The 17973-nt window shown below is 43.7% G+C and carries 19 protein-coding genes and 3 tRNA genes; 2 read left to right on the plus strand and 20 right to left on the minus strand.

Annotated elements, in window-relative coordinates:
- Nucleotides 1–149: 149 nt before the first annotated feature.
- The 4 genes from ABD734_RS01025 to ABD734_RS01040 form a co-directional block, all read right to left on the minus strand.
- A tRNA-Gly gene (locus tag ABD734_RS01025) sits at nt 150–223 on the minus strand.
- A 30-nt stretch (nt 224–253) separates the two neighbouring features.
- Nucleotides 254–341, minus strand: a tRNA-Leu gene (locus ABD734_RS01030).
- Between the two features lie 92 nt (nt 342–433).
- Nucleotides 434–505: transfer RNA gene (locus tag ABD734_RS01035), tRNA-Glu, on the minus strand.
- 320 nt (nt 506–825) lie between these two features.
- Nucleotides 826–1293 carry a hypothetical protein gene (locus ABD734_RS01040; RefSeq protein ID WP_344700760.1) on the minus strand — a complete coding sequence of 156 codons (468 nt, stop codon included), beginning with the start codon at nt 1291–1293 and terminating at the stop codon, nt 826–828.
- A gap of 301 nt (nt 1294–1594) precedes the next feature.
- Between ABD734_RS01040 and ABD734_RS01045 the strand changes: the two genes are divergently transcribed.
- On the plus strand, nt 1595–3151 hold the full coding sequence (locus ABD734_RS01045; RefSeq protein WP_344700761.1) for a catalase: 1557 nt from the start codon (nt 1595–1597) through the stop codon (nt 3149–3151).
- A 44-nt stretch (nt 3152–3195) separates the two neighbouring features.
- On the opposite strand, the gene ABD734_RS01050 is transcribed toward ABD734_RS01045, so the two are convergent.
- From ABD734_RS01050 to ABD734_RS01120, 15 genes are all read right to left on the minus strand, one after another.
- Complete coding sequence (locus ABD734_RS01050) at nt 3196–5331, minus strand: Tex family protein (RefSeq protein ID WP_344700762.1); 2136 nt, start codon at nt 5329–5331, stop codon at nt 3196–3198.
- A gap of 84 nt (nt 5332–5415) precedes the next feature.
- The gene (gene sigB / locus ABD734_RS01055; protein ID WP_344700763.1) at nt 5416–6192 is read right to left on the minus strand and encodes an RNA polymerase sigma factor SigB; all 777 of its coding nucleotides are present in this window, start codon (nt 6190–6192) and stop codon (nt 5416–5418) included.
- Nucleotides 6167–6643, minus strand: coding sequence for an anti-sigma B factor RsbW (rsbW, locus tag ABD734_RS01060; protein ID WP_344700764.1), 477 nt, complete (start codon nt 6641–6643; stop codon nt 6167–6169). The genes sigB and rsbW overlap by 26 nt, the downstream gene beginning before the upstream one ends.
- 1 nt (nt 6644) lies before the next feature.
- Complete coding sequence (locus tag ABD734_RS01065; protein WP_344700765.1) at nt 6645–6971, minus strand: anti-sigma factor antagonist; 327 nt, start codon at nt 6969–6971, stop codon at nt 6645–6647.
- A gap of 79 nt (nt 6972–7050) precedes the next feature.
- Complete coding sequence (locus ABD734_RS01070; protein ID WP_344700766.1) at nt 7051–8067, minus strand: PP2C family protein-serine/threonine phosphatase; 1017 nt, start codon at nt 8065–8067, stop codon at nt 7051–7053.
- Between the two features lie 46 nt (nt 8068–8113).
- Nucleotides 8114–8488 carry a type II toxin-antitoxin system PemK/MazF family toxin gene (locus ABD734_RS01075; RefSeq protein WP_344700767.1) on the minus strand — a complete coding sequence of 125 codons (375 nt, stop codon included), beginning with the start codon at nt 8486–8488 and terminating at the stop codon, nt 8114–8116.
- Nucleotides 8489–8653: a hypothetical protein gene (locus ABD734_RS01080; protein WP_344700768.1), complete on the minus strand. Its 165-nt coding sequence runs from the start codon at nt 8651–8653 to the stop codon at nt 8489–8491.
- Between the two features lie 69 nt (nt 8654–8722).
- Entirely contained in the window at nt 8723–9874 is a 1152-nt protein-coding gene (gene alr / locus ABD734_RS01085; RefSeq protein ID WP_344700769.1) for an alanine racemase, read from the minus strand.
- 3 nt (nt 9875–9877) lie between these two features.
- Nucleotides 9878–10240, minus strand: a complete 363-nt coding sequence (gene acpS, locus ABD734_RS01090) for a holo-ACP synthase (protein ID WP_344700770.1) — start codon at nt 10238–10240, stop codon at nt 9878–9880.
- On the minus strand, nt 10237–10710 hold the full coding sequence (locus ABD734_RS01095; RefSeq protein WP_344700771.1) for a PH domain-containing protein: 474 nt from the start codon (nt 10708–10710) through the stop codon (nt 10237–10239). The genes acpS and ABD734_RS01095 overlap by 4 nt, the downstream gene beginning before the upstream one ends.
- A complete protein-coding gene (locus tag ABD734_RS01100; RefSeq protein WP_344700772.1) occupies nt 10664–12193 on the minus strand; it encodes a PH domain-containing protein in 1530 nt (509 codons plus the stop codon). Before ABD734_RS01100 ends, ABD734_RS01095 begins: the two co-directional genes overlap by 47 nt.
- The gene (locus ABD734_RS01105; protein ID WP_344700773.1) at nt 12186–12650 is read right to left on the minus strand and encodes a PH domain-containing protein; all 465 of its coding nucleotides are present in this window, start codon (nt 12648–12650) and stop codon (nt 12186–12188) included. The genes ABD734_RS01100 and ABD734_RS01105 overlap by 8 nt, the downstream gene beginning before the upstream one ends.
- A gap of 114 nt (nt 12651–12764) precedes the next feature.
- Nucleotides 12765–14252, minus strand: a complete 1488-nt coding sequence (locus ABD734_RS01110; RefSeq protein ID WP_344700774.1) for a DEAD/DEAH box helicase — start codon at nt 14250–14252, stop codon at nt 12765–12767.
- Between the two features lie 75 nt (nt 14253–14327).
- Complete coding sequence (locus ABD734_RS01115; RefSeq protein WP_344700893.1) at nt 14328–15029, minus strand: alpha/beta hydrolase; 702 nt, start codon at nt 15027–15029, stop codon at nt 14328–14330.
- Entirely contained in the window at nt 15022–16386 is a 1365-nt protein-coding gene (locus tag ABD734_RS01120) for a UDP-N-acetylmuramoyl-tripeptide--D-alanyl-D-alanine ligase (protein ID WP_344700775.1), read from the minus strand. The genes ABD734_RS01115 and ABD734_RS01120 overlap by 8 nt, the downstream gene beginning before the upstream one ends.
- A 181-nt stretch (nt 16387–16567) precedes the next feature.
- Between ABD734_RS01120 and ABD734_RS01125 the strand changes: the two genes are divergently transcribed.
- Nucleotides 16568–17698: an FtsW/RodA/SpoVE family cell cycle protein gene (locus tag ABD734_RS01125; RefSeq protein ID WP_425568269.1), complete on the plus strand. Its 1131-nt coding sequence runs from the start codon at nt 16568–16570 to the stop codon at nt 17696–17698.
- Between the two features lie 30 nt (nt 17699–17728).
- On the opposite strand, the gene ABD734_RS01130 is transcribed toward ABD734_RS01125, so the two are convergent.
- Nucleotides 17729–17878, minus strand: a complete 150-nt coding sequence (locus tag ABD734_RS01130; RefSeq protein WP_344700777.1) for an Lmo0850 family protein — start codon at nt 17876–17878, stop codon at nt 17729–17731.
- Nucleotides 17879–17973 lie beyond the last annotated feature (95 nt).

Raw genomic sequence — 17973 nt, forward strand, 5'->3', positions numbered from 1 at the left:
TCAAACTCTCCATAATTGGAGTGCTCTGACTCGTTGCGGTTTTACTTGTCGCCCAAGTTGAATGGTAAAACCATCCAGTTTTATTGGAATTAACGTTGACATATTGTCATTCAGTTTTCAATGTTCTAGTATTGACTATTAAAAATTAATGGAGCGGGTGATCGGAATCGAACCGACGACATCAGCTTGGAAGGCTGGGGTTATACCATTTAACTACACCCGCATTATAAAGTTGCTTATTCCAAAAAATAAATGGTGCGGCTGAGAGGACTTGAACCTCCACGGGATTAACTCCCACTAGGCCCTCAACCTAGCGCGTCTGCCGATTCCGCCACAACCGCATTTATAATATCTTTTGTTTTTAGCGACATACTCTATTGTATATCAACCGTTTTAAAAAGTCAACAACCTTTTAAAACTTTTTTTAAGAGAATGACCCGTACGGGACTCGAACCCGTGTTACCGCCGTGAAAGGGCGGTGTCTTAACCGCTTGACCAACGGGCCAAAGGAATATTGCAACGATATTTATAATAACGGGTTTTGTTTTGGAAGTCAACGCTTTTTATTGATTTTATTATATTTCTTTTAAAAAGCTTTGGATGTCGCTAAATCACTGGTCGTCTTTTCTTCATAATAACCGTGTTTCTACTATATAAATGTCCGATTTGGAATTGGACTTCCTCACCATTACTCACATACATCATATTGATAAGACCTTTCTAACATGCGGAAACTAACTTCAGTCATAAGGCAAGGTTTTGGAACGGTTGCCTATGTTACATTATACATATCTTCTGGTGCATTCTACTCATTTACTCCCAGTATCAATCCGTTTCAGATTCTTCAATGAATATGTAGGATTCATTAACCCCCATATAACTTTCATAGACATTCTTTAATTGGGACACTTCCCCACCCTCGTCTAATTTAACTTCATCACTTTCACCACTGTAACTATAATAATCAGCATCATTCTTTTCAAACTGGACAAATGTCATGGCTAAGCTTGCTCCATCATCTTTTAGTTCAATGTCCAATCGGTCTTCATCTAGCGTATAATGTCCTTGATACTCATTTCCCAGATATTCAAGTACTACTTCATCGTCTGTTTCAAAATCGAACACTGCCATGTGCGAATCGAAGATGACTTCCTTATCTTCTCCCTCTTCCTCAGTGATGGTCGGATTATAATTGATCAATCCCAATTTCTTACCTGCCAACTCTGACTCGCCGTCACTACACCCTACTAGAATTAAAAGAGCAAAGCTGCATATCATTATCAAATTTTTCATGATCGTTCTCTCCTTATAGAAGTGCATATACTGAACCCGCATCTATAATCTTATCATGAATATTCAGAAAAAAAGAAATGAGTTATATTTTTATCGTTTGTCTAGAGTAATTAGTTACAGCGCAATGTTCAATTGTATATATGATTTTCGAGTTTCAGCAGACGATTGATTATCAATTTCGAAGATACTTCTTTAGTAGTAATTTTCGTGCATAAAGATTGTTTTTTTTTCTCACTATGTTATTATTTATTTATAATCATTCTAAACAAGATTATAATATTTTCTTGGAGGGACTACATCTATGGATTTTGAAAATAACGGCAACAAGCCTGGTACTGCCCGCAGTGGTGGTGGCACTCAACCTAGGAAGCAAGGCAAAGGTGCATCCGAAGATCGTCTGACTACTCTCTTTGGAGCTCCAGTAGGTGACAGGGAAAATACAATGACTGCAGGACCGCGTGGCCCAGTAGTTATGCAAGATCCTTATTTCCTTGAACAGATGGCGCATTTTGACCGTGAAGTAATTCCTGAAAGACGGATGCACGCGAAAGGTTCTGGGGCATTTGGCACTTTCACTGTAACACATGACATTACACAATATACAAAAGCTAAAATATTCAGCGAGGTTGGCAAACAGACAGAAATGTTCGCGCGCTTCTCTACGGTAGCCGGAGAACGTGGTGCTGCTGATGCTGAACGTGACATTCGTGGCTTCGCACTTAAGTTCTATACTGAAGAAGGTAACTGGGATCTGGTCGGAAACAATACGCCAGTATTCTTCTTCCGTGACCCTAAACTTTTCGCAAGTTTAAACCACGTCGTTAAACGCGATCCTAAAACAAATATGCATAATGCTGAGAGCAACTGGGATTTCTGGACATTACTTCCTGAAGCACTGCATCAAGTCACAATATTGATGACAGATCGCGGCATCCCTAAAGGGTTCAGAAACATGCATGGATTCGGTTCCCACACTTACAGCATGGTGAATGCAGACAACGAACGCGTCTGGGTGAAATTCCACTTCCGTACAGAACAGGGTATCGAAAACCTGACAGCCGAAGAAGCTGAAGAAGTAATTGCGAAAGACCGCGAGTCATCCCAAAGGGATCTCTTCAACGCAATTGAAGATGGCAATTTCCCTAAATGGAAGATGTACATCCAGGTCATGACGGAAGAACAGGCTAAAAACCACTACCATAACCCATTCGATTTGACTAAAGTATGGTATAAAGATGAGTATCCACTTATCCCGGTTGGTGAATTCGAACTCAATCGCAACCCTGAAAACTATTTCGCAGAAGTTGAGCAAGCAGCATTCGCCCCGACCAATATCGTTCCGGGCATCGGCTTCTCACCAGATAAAATGCTTCAAGGACGCCTCTTCTCCTATGGAGATACTCAGCGTTACCGTCTTGGTGTAAACCACCACCAGATTCCTGTAAACTCCCCTAAAGGTGCAACAGGTGTCTGCCCATTCAGCCGTGATGGTGCAATGAGGGTTGATGGCAACTTAGGTTCACACACAAACTACTATCCTAACAGTTATGGTCAATATGAAGACGATCCGAGCGTTAAACAGCCACCTCTCGAAATGGATGGTTTGGTCTACGAGCATGATTTCCGTGAAGATGACGACCACTATTATGAGCAGCCAGGCAAACTCTTCAACCTCCAATCTGATGAAATGAAGCAACGCATATTCACTAACACAGCAAATGAGATGAGTGGCGTTTCCGACAAAGTGAAACACCGCCATATCAGAAACTGCTATAAAGCCGATCCAGCTTATGGTGAAGGTGTCGCAAAAGCAATGGGCATCAACATTGAAGATGTAGACATGGATAGTAATGAATAATAAATGAGAAATATCCCGATCGAGTCATTTCGATCGGGATATTTTTATTTCATGCTCAATGAGATTCTGCCTTTTCCTTCATCTATATCGATTACTGTGACATCTACTATGTCTCCGACACTGACTGCCTCCATTGGATGTTTGATGAATTTTTTCGTCAGTTTTGAAATGTGAACGAGTCCGTCCTGTTTTACACCAATATCGACAAACGCGCCAAAATCGGTGACATTGCGGACTGTTCCAGATAGTTTCATACCTTTTTTCAAGTCTTCCATCTTCAGCACATCAGATTTCAATAGAGGCACTTCGTACTCATCCCTGATATCACGCGTTGGCGCTTTCAGGCTATCTACGATATCAAGCAGTGTCGGAAGACCGATTCCAAGGTCTTCGGCCACCTCTTCCAAGTTCACCTGATCCAGCGCTTCCGCCAGTTCTTTTGTACCGATGTCAGACTCGGTCATGCCGATGAGGGAAATCAGTCTATAAGTTTCTTTATAGCGTTCGGGGTGGATAGGCGTCTGGTCGAGCGGTTCTTTTCCTTCTGCCACACGCAGAAAGCCGACACATTGCTCGAAAGTCTTTGCTCCAAGGCGGGGCACCTTTTTGATTTCATTGCGCGACTTGAAGCCTTCATTTTCTTCGCGGTATTTTACGATATTCATACTGATGGCTGGAGACAATCCCGCTACATGTTGAAGCAAAACATGCGAAGCCGTGTTTACATCGACTCCCACTTGGTTCACTGAAGTTTCAACGACAAAATTAAGCGATTCATTCAAAAACTTCTGGTTGACGTCATGCTGATATTGCCCGACTCCAATTGCCTTAGGGTCAATCTTGACCAGTTCACTGAGCGGATCCTGGACCCTTCTGGCTATGGATACAGCACTCCGTTCTTCGACATTGAAATGCGGGAATTCTTCACGCGCCACTTCAGAAGCTGAATAGACGCTGGCCCCCGCTTCGTTGACGATGATGAATTTGACATCTAAATCCTCAGATTGCACCAGCTCACTGATGAACAGTTCGGTTTCGCGCGAGGCTGTACCGTTACCGATTGCCAGAAGCGTAACTTCATGCTCATCTATCATCTTAAGCAGCTTATTTTTGGCTGCATCTTGCTTAGACTGTGGCGGATGCGGATAAATTACATCCTTATCAAGGAATTGACCGGCGGCATCGATTACCGCAAGTTTACACCCTGTCCTGAAGGCCGGATCCACACCAAGAATGACATGGCCTTTTAGGGGTGGCTGGAGCAGAAGCCGCTTCAAATTCTCTTCAAATATATGCACAGCATGCCGCTCACTCTTTTCAGTCAATTCTTGTCTGGTTTCCCGTTCGATGGAAGGGATGATAAGACGTTTTAAGGCGTCTTCAATAGCCTCCTGTATATATCGTCTGGTGGTTGACCCTTCTTTTATGGTCTGTTTGCCGATATATCTCTTGAAACGTTCTATATCGTAATCGAATTTTACAGTAAGCACACCCAATTCTTCACCACGGTTGATCGCCAATACCCTGTGCGGTACGATTTTACCGATTGGCTCACTGTAGGCATAGTACATTTCGAAGGTTTTTTGTTCATCTTCAGCATTCTTCTTCCTTTTGGTCATCAAATCCGCGCTTTCCTTGAACACTTTCAATATATACGCTCTATATTTGGGATTGTCTGATATATCTTCAGCAATGATATCAAGGGCGCCTTTGATGGCATCTTCTTCAGAAGTCACTTCTTCACTCAAGTAGCGGGTTGCTTCCGCTTCAACATTTTCTGAAGTCTGTCCCTTGATGAATTCGGCCAGGTTCTTCAGTCCCTTACGCTTTGCCTCGGTTGCCCGTGTTTTTTTCTTCTGCTTAAATGGCCTGTAGAGATCTTCTACCCTGTTCAATACAGTCTGCTTTTTTATGTCCTGTGCCAGTTCCGCAGTAAGGAGACCCTGCTCATCAATGCGTCTAAGCACTTCCTGCTTACGCTTCTCCAGATTTTCGAGATATGAAAAGCGGTCTGAAATTGCTTTAATTTCTTGTTCATCCATACCACCGGTCATTTCTTTTCGGTAGCGTGCTATGAACGGCACGGTATTCCCCTCTTGTAGAAGCCCGAGCACATTCCCTATATCCTTTGCTCGTTTTCCTGTTGTTTTTTCAAGTTCTTTAATCAGCGTTTCGTTCATCTTATCTCTCCTGTTTTAAATCTGGTTGATCCTTATATATTATAACACTGAAAACCCCCATCCTTAAGGACGGGGGTAGATATTCTACTCTTTCTCGCTCACTGCCTGGCGCAACTTATTGATTGCGGTGCGCTGAAGTCGTGATACATGCATTTGACTAAGTCCGATGCGCTCTCCCGTTTCTTTCTGACTCAAACCTTCCATGAAGGTGAACTGGATGATCTCCCGTTCTCTGTCTGAAAGTATCGGAATCACCTTTTCCAGAATCAGTCTTTTTTCTGATAGATCATAGTTGTCATCAGACTGTCCCATGACATCGAGCAACGTTACTGTCGATCCGTCTTTATCTGCCTCAATGGAATGATCGACACTCAATGCATTGTAGCTTTGTCCCATTTCCATCGCTTCCAGCACGTCTTCTTCTGAAACTTGCAGATGATCTGCAATTTCACTTATCTTTGGAGATCGTTCCAATCGATTGGTGAGTTCGTCATTCGCATTTTTGATCTTGGGGCCGATTTCCTTGATTCTCCTCGGGACATGTACGCTCCATGTCTTATCCCTCAGATACCTTTTGATTTCACCAACGACTGTCGGGACGAGGAATGCTTCGAAACGTCGATCAAAAGATACATCAAACCTTTTGATTGCGCCAAGAAGCCCAACCATGCCGACCTGCACAAGATCTTCATGATGGCTTTGACCCTTTGAATAGCGATAGGCGAGAGATTCGATGAGTTTCTTGTAGTGCTCTGCCAATCTCGCTTGAGCCGCATCATCCCCATTCTCCTGATGGCTGCGAATCAGTTCATTAATATCTTCCGGTATTAATTTTCTATCGATTGACGATTGTTTCTCCATTCGAATGCACCTGACTTTCATTAATAAACTTCGTCATGCTGATTGTGACGCCAGGATCTTTTTTAATATAGACTTCATCCATTAATGTTTCAATCAGGAATAGTCCCAAGCCTCCCTCTCTGAGGTAGTTGACATTGTCATCTTCAGTATAAGGACCCAGTTCTTCTTTTACTGCTTCATAATTGAAACTCTGCCCGTGATCTGCAACGATAATCTCCACTTTTTCAGTGTATATCGCAAAACCAATCAGCACTTCTCCACCCTTTTCTTCACCATAGGCGTGTTTTACTGCATTGGTGACAGCTTCTGACACAGCAATTTTGGAGTCTTCTATCTGATCATAGGTGGCTCCTACTCTTGAGAGAACGCCGGACAAAGTCAATCGTATCAATCCTACATACTCGGCGCTCGAAGGAAATTTCATTTCTATATAATCGTACTTCTCTGTCATACTATTCAACCCCCGACGCTTCGTTGATATGCATAAGGTCTCTCAAACCTGTAATTTCAAACAGCCTTAATATCCGCTTTGTCACTCCGGTGACATAAAGTTCTCTATCGTGTTGATTCAATTCCTTTAAAGTACCGACGAAAATGCCGAGACCCGTAGAATCCATATATTCGACATCCGTCAAATCTATTCTAATATCATGACTGCCAGACTGGCGGATGGGTTCCAAGATCTTCTGCAACTCAGGTGCAGTATAGACATCTAACTCCCCTTGAAGCACAATCACATATTCTTGTTCTCTCTCTGTTGTATCGATATTGAGATTCATTAAGTTCCACTCCCATTCAACTTAAATACATAAACACTTCAAGCTATACCCGTATATGAAAATTCTAAACACATAAAGTCTAATTTTTATTGTTTTTTAATATGAACAACGTCAAATCATCTTTTTTATGCGGGTTCTGAACACGCATGAGCGATTCGTAAATATACTGGACAATGTCCTGTGGATGATGATCCTTAACTTGTTTGATCATATCTTTTACATAGTCGAGCTCGATGAATGTATCGTCATGCTTCCTCAGTTCCGTCACACCATCGGTAAATACGATAATCATGTCCTTAGGCCCAAGGCGTGCTTCCTTCTGTTCATAGCGTGCATGCCGCTTTACTCCAAGAACGATCCCCTTGGCATCGATTTCTTCGAATTCATCCGTATCATGCCTGTAGAGCAGCGCAGGTTCATGTCCCGCCGAAGAGTAATAGAAACGATCCGTATTATGGTCGTACAAGCCATAGAACATTGTGACGAACATATTTTGATTGACGTTCTTCTCGACTACCCTGTTGAGCTTCCTCAGACTGTCGCTCGGCAGTTGGGAATACCCATACGAGTCCATGCCGAATTTTATCATGCTCATCGCGATTGCAGCCGGTATCCCTTTGCCGATGACATCGGCAATCGCAAAACTGAGCATGCCGTCATTGTGGTCGATGATGTTGAAATAGTCCCCACTGACTTTCCTGGCGGGCACGCTAATGGCGCCGATCTCCATCGTATCGAATGTTGGGATTTCGGTCTTCAGCATCGTTTCCTGAAGGCTGGCTGCGACGTCCATTTCCTTATCGTGGATTTTGAGCTTGTTCATCATGGATCTATAATCCCGGTATGTAAATCCGAACGAGATGATCACTTCCTGCAGAATATCTAAAGATTGTTTTATAAGGGCACCATCTTCTATCGCCATATCGTCAAGGAGTTCCATATGAAGCGAAACGATCTCCTCAGGGGAGGTGTCCATTTCAATGACTTCTTCACTGAATGATTGGCACAGATCCATAGCTTTGTCTGCATCTCCACCATAAAGGTAGAGCTGGATGATTTCTCTGTACTTATTTACAATATTATCAATATACGTCATGATTTCACCTCATACTGAAAAAAAGACTTTTGCACACAAAAGTCCATCAGCTTTTCATTTTCTTGGATTTCCTGGGTTTCTTCGGCAGGAGATCAAGGCTTATCATCAACGCCTTGTCCACTTCTTTCATCTTTTCTTCGTTCAAATATGTAAGTTTTTCCCTGAGCCGTTTCTTATCGATTGTCCGGACTTGTTCAAGCAGTATGACCGAATTCTTATCCAGATTATATGTATCCTTTGAAATCTCCACATGTGTAGGTATCTTCGCTTTGTCGATCCGACCAGTAATTGCGGCAACTATGACGGTGGGGCTGTGATAGTTGCCGACATTATTCTGGATGATCACTACTGGACGTTTGCCTCCCTGTTCAGAACCCTGCACAGGTGAAAGATCAGCAAGATATACTTCGCCTCTCTTCATCTATTCACCATCTTTACTGTAAACGAGGAAATCTTCGTTGCATTTTTGTGCTTCGCATTCAAGCTCATGACTTTCCGACGCAATGGAAAGGTTGATCTCGCTCATCTCTGTATACCCATGTTCAAGAGAAAGTACTGTGCTGCTGCACAATGTCGTATTCATCATTATCAGACCACTCCTCTATTACATCGTTATTCATAATAATGATAACATGTATAAAAAATCATTACTAGTTTATTTTAAAACTTCATTGCTGACACGGACCCCTTCAGCTCCATGATAAAGGCGCGGTAGCCTGCGGCCGAGTTTGCAAATCGATTCATAAGGTATCGTATCCACATAGTCACTGTAGGCCTCCATGGATTGTGCGGATTGCCGGTCCGGTGCGATGATATGCACTTTATCACCCAATTCAATGTAATCCGGCACACGAATCATGATGTAGTCCATACATACGGTTCCAACGACCGGACAGGAGGTGCCGTCCTCCAGGGCCACTTCATAGCCTGTACGTGAACGGAGGAAGCCATCCGCATAACCAATCGGCAGTGTGGCTATGGTCACTTTTTCATCTGCGATATATTTCAGTCCGTAACTGACTCCGTCCCCTTCCTGCAGGATATGCGTATCCACTACATGGGTCACCAGTCCAACGGATGGCTTCAACTCTACAGGTGATTTCCCCGCTATGAAGTCAGATGGATAATATCCATATAGGGAGATGCCGATTCGCATGGCAGTGCATTCATCTGCTTCAAGATGAAAAGCTCCGGCCGAATTTTGGAGGTGCACAAATTGGGGTCTTTTCACATGGGAAATGATGGATTTGAATGTTTCATACTCCTTGAAGGGCCGCTCCGTATCTACTTCCGCTGAGCTGAGGTGACTGAACAGTCCTTCATAGGTAAGGTAGGGGGATTGTTCTATCAGCGTGATCATCTGTTTGACTTCTTCAACACTGGACACGCCCAGCCGGTTCATGCCGCTGTTCACTTTGATATGGACCCAGACACCTTTTCCGTCATCATCCTCGATAGCTTCCTCTGCCCTTTTGAGCCATTCATAACTCGGTGCGGTGACGGCGATGCGGTGCTTTATGGCTTTGTTCATATCTTCCGGCCTGATCGGTCCAAGAATGAGTATCTTCTCCCTGATGCCATGCATCCTCAACTCGACCGCTTCATCCAGCGTACCGACTGCAAAGAAACCCACACCAATATGGGATAAGTACTCTGCAACAGCAGTGCTGCCCAACCCATATGCATTCGCCTTTATGACTGCGATGAAAGTCTTATCAGGGTGCATTCCACTGACAGCTTTATAGTTGTGTCCGATAGCTGCCAGATCGACATCGACAATTGTATCCCTATAGTACTTTTCCGACATATCTCAATCTCCTCGTCCCTTATTTTCAAGTATCACTGTGGCAGTGGCATAATGATTGGAGTGAGAAATTGATACATGTGCGCACTCCTCCCCGCTTATGAAGGGTTTTCCCGCCTCATCATTCAGACAAGTGATGTCTGAAAAAGTGATACGTTCCCCTATGCCACTGCCTAGAGCCTTACTATATGCTTCCTTGACCGCAAAGCGCCCAGCCAGATACTCCATCCTTCTTTTTTCGCTGCTTAATGTCCTGTAGACTTCCATTTCCTCCTCAGATAAAATCCGCTTCGACAACCGTCCACCTTTATCTTCCGCGGCTTTGATCCGTTCGATTTCAATTATATCGGTGCCTAGGCCTCTGATCATATGGTTCTCCCTGTCTTTTCATTGATTAATGTCCTGATATCATTGCGCAGACGATCAGCTTCATCCGACTCGAGTTCAGGGATGTGGACAGGTGCTGCAGACGTTCTCAGGGTGACCCCTTTGAGAGCGTACCGTTTCATCAACGGACCAACTGTCGTATCAATATTCTGAACCCTGAACAGCGGTACAGCAAGTTCTTCTTTGAATATGATTCCTTTATGGATACGTATTTCGTCGCGAGAAACATCATAACGGAAATATTTATATTTCAATTTCGGCATCAACCATACATTGATCAGGCTGATGTAGATGAAAATCACAAAAAGTATGAGCGGCACCCACCACGGTAGCCATTTCCATACATAGAAATGCAGTATCGTTGCGGCAACTGCCACCAGCAATGCAATCAACGCGGCAATCCCTTCACGAATCCGCCACACCGTGATCGATTTCGGTGATATCTTTTTCATTGGAAGCACTCCTTTCAGCCCACTGCCAGATAGTATCCACGTCTTTTTGGTCAATGAACTTCAAGGTCGCCCGGGATCCCATCATCCCCGCGGCCGTGACCAGCGTTATAATTCCGAGTTCAGACCGCTTAAGAAACGGGTTATACGCCCATTCCGCTTCTATCAACTTCTCTGACTTGATGATATAGTGCGAACGCTTGAAAAACGATGTGGTCATCAGATTGATCTCTTCATCCCGGATTGTATAGCCACTGTTATAGGCACTGTAAAAACCAGAGAGGGCGACAATTGTGAGTAATGCCAAGCCAATGGCCCACATATAATCAAACCAGAAATATTGGATGATGGCACTGACCGTGAAGATGCCTAAAGCCATCACTTGGAAGTATCTTCTGTACCCCCTGACCGGCACAATACGTGGAGGGACTTCTATATGATAATTCGGGAAAATCTCTTTTGTAATCCTATATAGGTCATCCCTTTTTATGAAAGGTAGGATTTCAACCTTGCCTTCGACATCATCCCCTTCCAGGGAGTCACTCGTAATCGTTGCGGCTAATGAATAATAGCCGATCATCCTACGGAGGATCGAGTCCCTTATAATGATGTTCTGGACCCGGTTGATGTTGATGCTTTGATGTTTCTTTTCAATCAACCCATATTCGACAACAAGATCATCGTCTTTCATCTTAAGCGTGTATTTATAATATTTGATCATAAGGATGAGTATGCCTATTGCATACCCCACAAGAATGAAGGAACCTACTGCAAGCATATAAGCCCACAAGACGCTTTGGAATGCCCCTTCAAAATAGTCGAAATAGCGCTCCAGCAAAAAGTCCGCTCCGATGATGTTGATGAAACCGAATGCCAGTGCAAGAAAAGTACCTAAAGCGCCGCTGGTCATGCTCATCAGAAGGAGCGAGCGGTTGCTCATAAGATAAAGTGTCGTGAACTCCTGGGGTTCCTCCTCCGCTTCTTGCCGAGGCCAGCCGCTCGAAGCACCGATAATCGCCTCACCTTCTGCCTGTGACTTCTCATCGTAGAGTATTCTCTGCAGTGATTCGGCTTGGGTTTTCTTCATTGTATCAATACGAATGGCGTCCCCCGGAGTGATGATCTCCAATTTCACAGCACCGAACATACGGTGGAATATGGGTTCGCTGAAATCAATCGATTGTATCCTCCCTATATCAAGTTCTTTCTCCCGGTTGGTAATGACCCCGTCCTTGTAGATGAATTTGCCCGCTTCTATCCAAAACCGTGTCCGATATTTATTCAGGAAATCCATCCCTCCGAACAGCACGATGACAAGAATCAGTATACTGATAAATATGAGAATATACTTGAGCGAGATCTCACCTGAGAATATGACGTCACGTGAATTAAAAAGGATTATGATCAATGGAATCCAGAGATTTCTGACGCCATTGACGATACTGCCAAGATAAGCGACCGGGTGGAGTTTCTGCGGGCTATACATCTGTATATGCCTCCTTCACCTGTTGTATGATGGTTGCTTTCATCTCACGTGCCTCGTGCAATTTTAAAGGAGGCATCACCATGCTTGAGCTGGCCGTTGATACTTCCAGTATGGCGAAATCATGCTTTCTGGAGATTGGACCTGTCGCCAATTTGGCACCCTGCACTCTCTGGATGGGCACCATTTTTGTTGCGATGCGGAAAAACCCCTTTTTGACTACGAGGCGCCCTTCATCGATTTCATAGCGGGTCACTTTTCTATAGATAAACGGTCTTATGAAGATGCCCATTATCAATAAAATGATAAGTACCCCGCCCGTTCCAAAGTATACCCAATGGCTCCATTCAAGATAAAAGGTGAGGACACTGGCCGCAATCCCTATGAGCAACCATAGGGTGAAAGATGCCAAATAACGTTTTTGCATATATAGAACTACTTCATCATGCACTTTTTTCATGTTTGCCTCCACTTATATATATCGATTATACATTATAACGATCAGCCTTATCCTTTAAATATACTACGTAGAATATAAAAAAAACACCCCTGTCCATTGGACAGGGGTAGGGAATTATTTGATGTGATCTTTAAATGTGCGACCGCCTTGGCGCTTGTTGTTCTGTGGTGGTCTGTTGCCCTGGCGCTTGTTGCCTGAGCGGTTATCATGATTACGGCCTTTCTTGAATGGCTTCTTGCCACCTGAAGGCTTGCCTCCGCGTCGATTTCCACCTTTTCGTGTAAGTGGTTTTTCAAATGACAGTTGGATATTGTCATCTGATGCATTGAATAGGAATTCATTGAGCAGTGCTGCAACGATTTCCTTCGCTTCACCTTGCTCGAGCAGACGTTCGGCCACTTCAAGCGTATGCGCATTGTTGTTGTTGGCCTTCCATTGATCCATCTTCTCATAGATCTCTTTTTCACGTGCTTTAAGCACTTCTTTTTTAAGAGGCGGTCTGAGCGCAGAGATCGTTTTCTTTTTGGCATTTTCAATCATTCTCAAATAATCCATTTCTACTGGATTGACGAATGTGAGTGCCACACCTTCTTTACCCGCACGTCCTGTACGGCCGATTCTGTGCGTATAACTCTCGGAATCTTGAGGGATATCGAAGTTGTAGACGTGGGATACGCCTGAAATATCGAGACCTCTAGCTGCAACATCTGTGGCAACCAATATATCCAAGGCATTGTTCCTGAATTTCTTCAGGACTTCAAGACGTTTCGATTGCGTGATGTCACCATGCAATCCTTCAGCGCGGTAGCCTTTAGCGACCAACGCACTCGTCAGCTCATCAACACGGCGTTTTGTACGTCCGAAGACGATTGCCAATTCCGGCTGATGGACGTCTAGGAAGTCAGTAAAGACTTCAAGCTTTTCGAGCTCTTTTACGATGGTGTAATGCTCAGTAATCTGCGGATCGCTCGCGCCACCCTGATTCATGGTTTTGATGATTTTTGCGTCTTTCATGAACCGTTTGACCAACTCTTGGATTGCTGGTGGCATTGTAGCCGAGAACAGCAACGTATGCCTGTCATCGGCAGGCATCTCGGACATGATGAACTTGACATCATCTATGAATCCCATGTTCATCATTTCATCCGCTTCATCGAGGACAAGTGTATGAATGCTATCGAGTTTCAATGTCCTTCTCTTGATGTGGTCGATGATACGGCCAGGTGTACCCACGATGATTTCTGGTTTTCTCTTCAAATCCTTAATCTGGCGTTCAATGCTCATTCCGCCAAATATAGTGGATACACCGAGTTTTTTGTACTTGGCAAATTTCTTGAGCTGGTCGCTTACCTGTGCGGCCAACTCACGTGTCGGTGTAAGGATCAGCACTTGAGTGCCGCCCTGCTTCTCGGTATTTTCAATAATCGGAATGCCGAAAGCACCTGTTTTCCCAGTACCTGTTTTTGCCTGCCCGAGAATATCTCTTCTTTCGAGCGCGAGAGGAATACTTTCCTCCTGAATTGGGGTTGGTGTTTCGAACCCTATGTCTTCCAGTGATTTCAAGGTTTCATCACTGACACCTAATTGTTTAAAAAACTTCAAATTAGAGTCTCCTTTGACTTATCGTTTCTCATTTTCGTTACGCATAACTACTCAATATTAACATTTTTATTGTCATTATACAAGTCTTATCTCTTCCGGGAACAGGAAGCGCTCAGTGAATATATTCAACTTAAGCTGATGCGCTTCTGTAAATGCAAAAAGATGCGGCGCACCCTCTATCAGTTCGAGTGTAGCCGATGGTATCTGCCCGCTCACTTCAATGCTTGATATCGAAGGCACAAGAAGATCCAGGGTACCATGGATGATTAATGTCTCCGCCTTGATCTCTTCCAAGTTCCCGGACTTCGTCTCTACAATCCGCTTGAACTCCTGATACGCTTTAAATGGAATATCTTTGAGTCGCTTCCTGATCTTCTGGTAGAGGTGCATCTTCATATGTTCGCTGAAATGTGCTGGAGTTAGGTTCAACCGCCCTAACCTTGAGAGCCTGATATGCTCGAAAGCCGGAGCGATGAGCACGAGTTTGTCTATAGATTCATGTTGTGCAATATAACTGGCGAAGACGCCTCCCATCGAAAAGCCGATGATGTAGACTGAATCTACACGTTGTTTAAGGTTTTTGTATGAATGCAGTGCTTCCTCATACCATAAATCTCCATCTGGTTCAGTGAGATTGAGCACTGTTCCATGCCCCGGGTAGACTGGAAATTCGTAATCGAATTCATACCTTGATTTCAAATAATCGAACAGAGGCTCCAATTCATACCGTCCTCCAGTGTAGCCGTGGAGAAAGAGCAGACCGATGGATCTAGATATAGTCGTTCACCCTTTCCAACGCCATTCCTCTGGACGCCTTCAATAAAATGACACTTTCAGGCGTCATCACTGATTTAAGTTCGGTGGCTAGCGATTTTATATCATCATGGTGTGACCGGTTATTGATATCGACAGTATCATGCACAACCTTCATTGCTTCCCCATAAGTCAGGATGTGATCAAAATGATGATCAGAGCTGTTTATATGTTCTGCTATCGACAGATGAAGCGGTGTCGAATACTCACCAAGTTCCAAAATATCCCCAAGGACAAGGATGCGGTTGTCAGCATCCATGCGCCCTATAGTATCAATCGCACTTTTGGTGCTGGATGGACTTGCATTATAGGCATCATTTATGATGACCGCTCCATTCTGATGAATCATGCGCTCCATGCGCATATCTGTTACGACCAGTGTCTGGAATTGGTCTTTGACGTCCTTCATGGAAAGGCCCACAGCTTCTGCTGCAAGTAAAGCCATCGAAGCATTGGCGGCGTTATGCACACCAAGCTGTGGTATCTGGACATCTATATTCCCTGGGCCTAATTCAAAATGGGTGCCTTCTCGGGTTTCTGAAACATCTATTATCCTAATATCATTACTCGGCTGCTCCCCTGCTGTCTTTAGATTATAGGGGACATCACGCTGCACCAATGCCTCAAGCAAAGGATAATCCCTTGAGTAGATGAAGGTGCCGTTTGGTTTCAAGCCATCTACAATTTCATACTTTGCATGGGCGATATTTTCCCTCGAACCTAATTTTTCGATGTGGGACTCCCCCACATTGGTCAAGATTGCGATATCAGGCTGCGTCATTGTACTCAGCAGATTGATGTCGCCTGCTTTGTCCATCCCCATCTCCAATATGGAAATTTCAGTGTCGGCATCAAGTTGAAGCAGCGTCAGCGGTAGACCGATCTCATTATTGTAGTTGCCGATCGTCTTCTTCACTTTGAAGTGTGGAGAAAGCAGACATTCGATCATATCCTTAGTGGTTGTCTTTCCGTTCGATCCCGTAATCGCAATGACTTTGGGAGACACCTCTTCAAGGTACTTTTGTGCAATGGTCTGCAGGGCAAGCAATCCGTCTGGAACATGGATGAGTGGCAAGGATGAATCAGACTGTGATGGCGCTTGTTCCGTCAGGCTGAGCGCCGCCCCTTTATCGAAAGCCTGCTCCATAAAACGGTGCCCATCCGTATTCTCTCCTTTGAAGGGAACGAACAGATTGCCTTTTTGCAGCGTCCTTGTATCTATAGATACCCCTTTTATGATTCTATCTTTTTGTGATTCTGCAGCAGCATTCATTTGTCCACCACAGAAGTTGGCGATTGTCCCTATTGTTGTCTCAATCATAACTACTGTACAACTCCATCATCGTTTTATTTTTGTGTTCATCAAATTCATATTGGATTAATACGCTTAATTTTATCATAAAATAGTGTATACTAAATGTCATGATTCCATAATGGGTTAGGTGAATTCTTTGGAAAATAATAATAATTATAAAAGGCAAAATGCCAATATATTCTTCAGGATGGACTGGTTGCTGATACTGCTTATTGCAGTCCTTGCGACCATCAGCGTCTTCATGATTCGTTCTGCAATGACCAGCGGACAGTACAATACCGATTTCGCCCTTAGACAGACTTTATTTTATCTGCTTGGTTTTCTGATGGTTTTTGTACTGACTTTTATCCCCGTCAAATGGCTGAAGCAGTATATCTGGCTCATATACACCACTGGCGTCCTATCGCTTGTCATTCTTTTCATCGCTCCTGTTTCTCCGATTACACCGATTATAAATGGTGCCAAAAGCTGGTATCAATTCGGATTCTTCAGTATCCAGCCGTCTGAGATCGTCAAGATCATCTACATATTGACTTTGGCCTATGTCATCAATCAGCATAATAAATATAAGATGACTAATGATCTGAGTGCAGATATTAAACTGCTTATAAAAATCGCCGCAACTTCCATTCTGCCGATGCTGCTCATACTATTTCAAAATGATTTGGGCACCACTTTAGTCATGTTGGCGATACTATTCGGAATGATTATCGTCTCAGGCATCAGCTGGTGGCTTATTGTTCCGACCTTGATTGCAGCAGTTACAATAGGAGGATCCTTGATTCTTGGCATCATCTACAGGCCGGATATACTTGAGCGTTACCTAGGCATTTATCCTTATCAGTTCGAACGAATATATTCTTGGCTGCGGCCGGAGGAATACGTGGCTGAAGGTGGCTTCCAACTCAGCAACTCATTGAAGGCGATCGGTTCTGGTGGCATTGATGGCAAAGGCTTTGGTGATGGCATCATCTACATTCCGGAAAACCATACGGACTTCATCTTTACGATCATCGGTGAAGAATTCGGATTCATCGGTGCCACTGCCGTCATCGTACTTATATTTATGCTTATGCTCCATCTCTTCAGGATTGCAACAGTCGTTGATGATAGTTTCTCATCTTATTTCATCATCGGCTACCTTTCCATGCTGATGTTTCATGTTTTCCAAAATATCGGCATGACTGTACAACTATTGCCGATTACCGGACTCCCTTTGCCTTTCATCAGTTATGGAGGAAGTGGGCTCTGGGCTAACATGTTGGCGATTGGAATCATAATGAGCATCTATTTCCATCAATATGACAAGAAAGCATAAAATAACCGCAGCTTAGTAGCTGCGGTTATTTTAGATGTTCTGTTCTTTCAACCGTAATTGTTCCTTATGTGCAATACCGTTCATGATTTCAAGTCTAGATCTTGAAACCTTTACTTTAACACCAAGTTCACTCAACATCGTGACAACTTGCTTCACTTTAGAACGGTCGTTTTTGTACATAATGACACTCCCCGTTTTTCAACTTACTCTTATTTTAACGTGAAATTTATATTTTTGCCATACAAATCAAAAAATAAATGTTACAGAATTTTAAA

Source organism: Salinicoccus jeotgali, from assembly GCF_039538805.1.
Lineage (GTDB): Bacteria > Bacillota > Bacilli > Staphylococcales > Salinicoccaceae > Salinicoccus > Salinicoccus jeotgali.